We start from the raw sequence: 4,227 nt of genomic DNA on the forward strand, positions 1-4,227 counted from the left end.
ACCCCCCTTTTATCCGGCGCTTCGCGCCTCGTCCTCAAACGCCGGACGGGCTGAAATTTTCAGCCCGTCCGGTGTTTGAGGGAAAGGGGTGGGTCTAGACGGCGGCCTTCTTCAGGCGGCGGCGTTCGCGTTCCGACAAGCCGCCCCAGATACCGAAACGCTCATCGTTCGCAAGTGCGTACTCAAGGCACTCGGAGCGGACCTCGCAGGCAAGGCAGACCTTCTTGGCCTCGCGCGTGGAGCCGCCCTTCTCGGGGAAGAAGGACTCGGGGTCGGTCTGGGCGCACAGCGCGCGCTCCTGCCAGCCGATTTCGTCGTCCGCGTCCTCGACCAGCAGTTCCTGAACCAGCTCGGTCATGTGCGCCCCTCGTCTGTCTTCGCGTCCCCGTGGTGCTGCCGTTACCGGTTTCGGCTGAACGACACGAGTGAAATTACAAGTGTGCCGATCCGGGCCAGTCAAGCCGAGATCTGCTATTGAGCCCCTTATTCACTCTGCGGAACCAAGGCTTTGCGGAAAGTGTTCAAATCCGCCTAAACCATGACACCCGTCGAAGGCCCGTCCGACACCCGTCACGCCGCGTCCCTTCACCGTCAGGGACGCCACGGCTCTCGCTCCCGTTGCGGCTGATCCACTGAAGCGAACCGGATCACACGCGGATCGCGGGATCACCACGGCGGCCGAGCGCCGGCTGACGCGCCGTTCCGAGCGCCGGTTGGTGCGCCATGTGTCCTGCGGGGCACCTGCACAAACCTTTCGCCGGACAGAAGAACCGGATGAGGTGAAACATTGCCCACATAGCGGACAGTGAGTTGACATCGAAGGTGTAAGCCGCTGTCCTGGTGGGCATGCTCGCGAACTTGGCGCTTTCCGTGACCCGCACCAGCGGGTCTTCCGGTGCTGCCCCCGCGCGCTGTCGCTGTACCTGTGCGTGTCCCCCCTGTTCCAGCTGTTGAGCCGTCCCGCCTCCAGCTGTTGAGCCGCTGACCGCCGCACAACGCTCCGTTTCGCACTGCTCCGCACTGTTTTCGCACTGTTCCGCACTGCTTTCCCGCGTTTCGCCGCTCCGCCGCTCCGCCGCTCCTTCCGCTTTTTCGCCGCGACACCCCAGCACTCTTCACGTTGAGGAACCACCGCACCATGAACAGCGACAGCGACCTCCAGATCGCCGGGGACATCCTCGAAGTCCCGCACCTGCTGCAGCCCGCCCGCGAGCACCCCGCCACCGTCGCGGAGTTCGTCGGCCTCGCCCGCGCCATCGCCGCCGACCGCGACCAGTGGGCCCACCTCGTCCAGTACGACGCCACCAGCCGCTGGTACCACCGCCTGCGCACGGGTCCCGGCTACGAGGTGTGGCTGCTCTCCTGGGTGCCCGGACAGGGCAGCGGCAGCCACGACCACGGCCGCTCCTCCGGCGTACTCACGCTCCTCGAAGGGGAGTTGACCGAGCACACCCAGCGCGGCACGCGCGCCCTCACCGCCGGCGCGCAGCGCGTCTTCGCCCCCGGCTACGTCCACGAGGTCGTCAACGACTCCCTGGAACCCGCCGTGAGCCTGCACGTCTACTACCCCGGCCTGACCGACATGCCCATGCACGCCGCCGCCCAGTGCGCGTCGGCCACTTCGGCCGAGAAGACCGCCGGGAACACCGGGGATGCCGTAACCGCCTGACACGATGTCGTACCCGCCTGCGATGCTGGGCACATGCGCATTGTGGTTCTGGCCGGCGGCATCGGCGGCGCCCGTTTCCTCCGCGGACTCAAGAAGGCCGCGCCCGACGCGGCGATCACGGTCATCGGCAACACCGGTGACGACATCCACCTGTTCGGCCTGAAGGTCTGCCCCGACCTGGACACGGTGATGTACACGCTCGGGGGCGGGATCAACGAGGAGCAGGGCTGGGGACGTACGGACGAGACGTTCAAGGTCAAGGAGGAGCTCGCGGCGTACGGCGTCGGACCCGAGTGGTTCGGGCTCGGCGACCGCGACTTCGCCACGCACATCGTGCGGACGCAGATGCTCGCCGCCGGATATCCGCTCAGCGCCGTCACGGAGGCCCTGTGCGAGCGCTGGCAGCCCGGCGTGCGGCTCATCCCCATGTCGGACGACCGCGTCGAGACGCACGTCGCGGTCGAGGTCGACGGGGAGCGCAAGGCCGTGCACTTCCAGGAGTACTGGGTGCGCCTGCGCGCCTCCGTCGACGCGCACGCGATCGTGCCCGTCGGCGCCGAGCAGGCCAAGCCCGCGCCCGGCGTCCTCGAAGCCATCGCCGAGGCCGACGTCGTCCTCTTCCCGCCCTCCAACCCCGTGGTCAGCGTCGGCACGATCCTCGCCGTGCCGGGCATACGGGAAGCCATCGCCGAAGCCGGTGTCCCCGTGGTGGGCCTGTCCCCCATCGTCGGGGACGCGCCCGTGCGCGGCATGGCCGACAAGGTCCTGGCCGCCGTCGGCGTGGAGTCGACGGCCGCCGCGGTCGCCGAGCACTACGGCAGCGGGCTCCTCGACGGCTGGCTCGTCGACACCGTGGACGCCGGCACCGTGGAGCGGGTGGAGACCGCGGGCATCCGGTGCCGGGCGATCCCGCTGATGATGACGGACGAGGACGCCGCCGCGGAGATGGCTCGCGAGGCGCTCGCCCTCGCCGAGGAGGTGCGCGCGGCGTGACCGTCGGCCCTGGCTCTCCTGTGCCTTCCGGCTCTCCAGCTTCTTCGGGTTCTTCAGCTTCTTCGGGTTCTCCGGGTTCTTCGGGTTCTTCGGGTTCTTCGGGTTCTCCGGGTTCTCCGGGTTCTCCGGCGTTCCGGGTGTGGGCCGTTCCCGGGCTGCCCGAGGTCCGGCGCGGTGACGACCTCGCGAAGCTCATCGCCGCCGCCGAGCCCGGCCTCGCCGACGGGGACGTCGTGCTCGTCACCTCGAAGATCGTCAGCAAGGCCGAGGGGCGCGTCGTCGCGGCGGACGACCGCGAGGCCGCCATCGACGCCGAGACGGTACGAGTGGTGGCGCGCCGCGGCACCCTCCGCATCGTCGAGAACCGGCAGGGCCTCGTCATGGCCGCCGCCGGCGTCGACGCCTCCAACACCCCTTCCGGGACCATCCTGTTGCTGCCCGAGGACCCCGACGCCTCCGCGCGCGCCGTCCGTGACGGGCTGCGCGCCGCGCTCGGCGTCGACGTCGGTGTCGTCGTCACCGACACCTTCGGGCGCCCCTGGCGCCAGGGCCTCACCGACGTCGCCATCGGCGCCGCGGGAGTGCGGGTCCTGGACGATCTGCGGGGCGGCGTGGACGCGTACGGCAATCCGCTGGTCGCCACCGTCGTCGCCACCGCCGACGAGCTGGCCGCCGCCGGTGACCTCGTCAAGGGGAAGGCCGGGGGGCTGCCGGTGGCGGTGGTGCGGGGACTGCCGCACGTCGTGCGGGCGGAGGGCGGCTCGGGCAGCTCGGGTGGCGTGGACGGCGTCGACTCCGGGGCGCGGGCGCTCGTGCGGGACGCTCGTGACGACATGTTCCGGCTCGGTACGTCCGAGGCCGTACGGGAAGCGGTGACGCTGCGGCGTACGGTGCGGGAGTTCACCGACGAGCCCGTCGACCCCGGGGCCGTGCGGCGGGCCGTCGCCGCCGCCGTCACCGCGCCCGCGCCCCATCACACGACGCCCTGGCGGTTCGTCCTCCTGGAGTCGGCGGAGTCCCGGGTGCGGTTGCTCGACGCCATGCGGGACGCGTGGGTCGCCGACCTGCGCCGTGACGGGAAGTCCGAGGAGTCCATCGCGCGGCGGGTGCGGCGCGGGGACGTGCTGCGGAACGCGCCCTACCTGGTCGTGCCCTGCCTCGTCGCGGACGGGGCGCACCACTACGGGGACGCGCGGCGGGACGGGGCCGAGCGGGAGATGTTCGTCGTCGCCGCGGGGGCCGGGGTGCAGAACTTCCTCGTGGCGCTTGCCGGGGAGCGGCTCGGGTCCGCGTGGGTGTCTTCGACGATGTTCTGCCGGGATGTCGTGCGGGATGTTCTTGGGCTGCCGCGGGAGTGGGAGCCTATGGGGGCCGTTGCCGTGGGGCATGCGAGTTCGCCTCCGGCGGGGCGGGTGGGGCGGGCTGCTGAGGAGTTCTTGGTGGTGCGGTAGGGGGGTTGCGGGGGTTCCTCGCGGGGGCGCCCCTGACCCGCCCCTTCCCGAACCAGGGGGGCTCCGCCCCCCTGGACCCCCCTTTTATCCGGCGCTTCGCGCCTCGTCCTCAAA

4 protein-coding genes are annotated in these 4,227 nt (G+C 70.8%); 3 read left to right on the top strand and 1 reads right to left on the bottom strand.

Features of this window, described 5'->3' with window-relative positions; all coding sequences use genetic code 11:
• Positions 1-94 precede the first annotated feature (94 nt).
• Positions 95-358, bottom strand: coding sequence for a WhiB family transcriptional regulator (locus ACFWZ5_RS45095; RefSeq protein WP_384806376.1), 264 nt, complete (start codon positions 356-358; stop codon positions 95-97).
• A gap of 780 nt (positions 359-1,138) precedes the next feature.
• Between ACFWZ5_RS45095 and ACFWZ5_RS45100 the strand changes: the two genes are divergently transcribed.
• From ACFWZ5_RS45100 to ACFWZ5_RS45110, 3 genes are all read left to right on the top strand, one after another.
• Positions 1,139-1,669, top strand: a complete 531-nt coding sequence (locus tag ACFWZ5_RS45100; RefSeq protein ID WP_384806378.1) for a cysteine dioxygenase — start codon at positions 1,139-1,141, stop codon at positions 1,667-1,669.
• Between the two features lie 33 nt (positions 1,670-1,702).
• Positions 1,703-2,662 carry a 2-phospho-L-lactate transferase gene (cofD, locus tag ACFWZ5_RS45105; RefSeq protein ID WP_384806380.1) on the top strand — a complete coding sequence of 320 codons (960 nt, stop codon included), beginning with the start codon at positions 1,703-1,705 and terminating at the stop codon, positions 2,660-2,662.
• 137 nt (positions 2,663-2,799) lie between these two features.
• The gene (locus ACFWZ5_RS45110) at positions 2,800-4,113 is read left to right on the top strand and encodes a coenzyme F420-0:L-glutamate ligase (protein ID WP_384806382.1); all 1,314 of its coding nucleotides are present in this window, start codon (positions 2,800-2,802) and stop codon (positions 4,111-4,113) included.
• Positions 4,114-4,227 lie beyond the last annotated feature (114 nt).

Origin of the sequence: Streptomyces sp. NPDC059003, assembly GCF_042740445.1 — a bacterium.
In the GTDB taxonomy this organism is placed as follows: Bacteria; Actinomycetota; Actinomycetes; order Streptomycetales; family Streptomycetaceae; genus Streptomyces.

Bases quoted from the DNA above. Each gene is read 5' to 3' on its own strand.
- ACFWZ5_RS45095 (WP_384806376.1), bottom strand. From the start codon at position 358: ATGACCGAGCTGGTTCAGGAACTGCTGGTCGAGGACGCGGACGACGAA.
- ACFWZ5_RS45100 (WP_384806378.1), top strand. From the start codon at position 1,139: ATGAACAGCGACAGCGACCTCCAGATCGCCGGGGACATCCTCGAAGTC.
- cofD (WP_384806380.1), top strand. From the start codon at position 1,703: ATGCGCATTGTGGTTCTGGCCGGCGGCATCGGCGGCGCCCGTTTCCTC.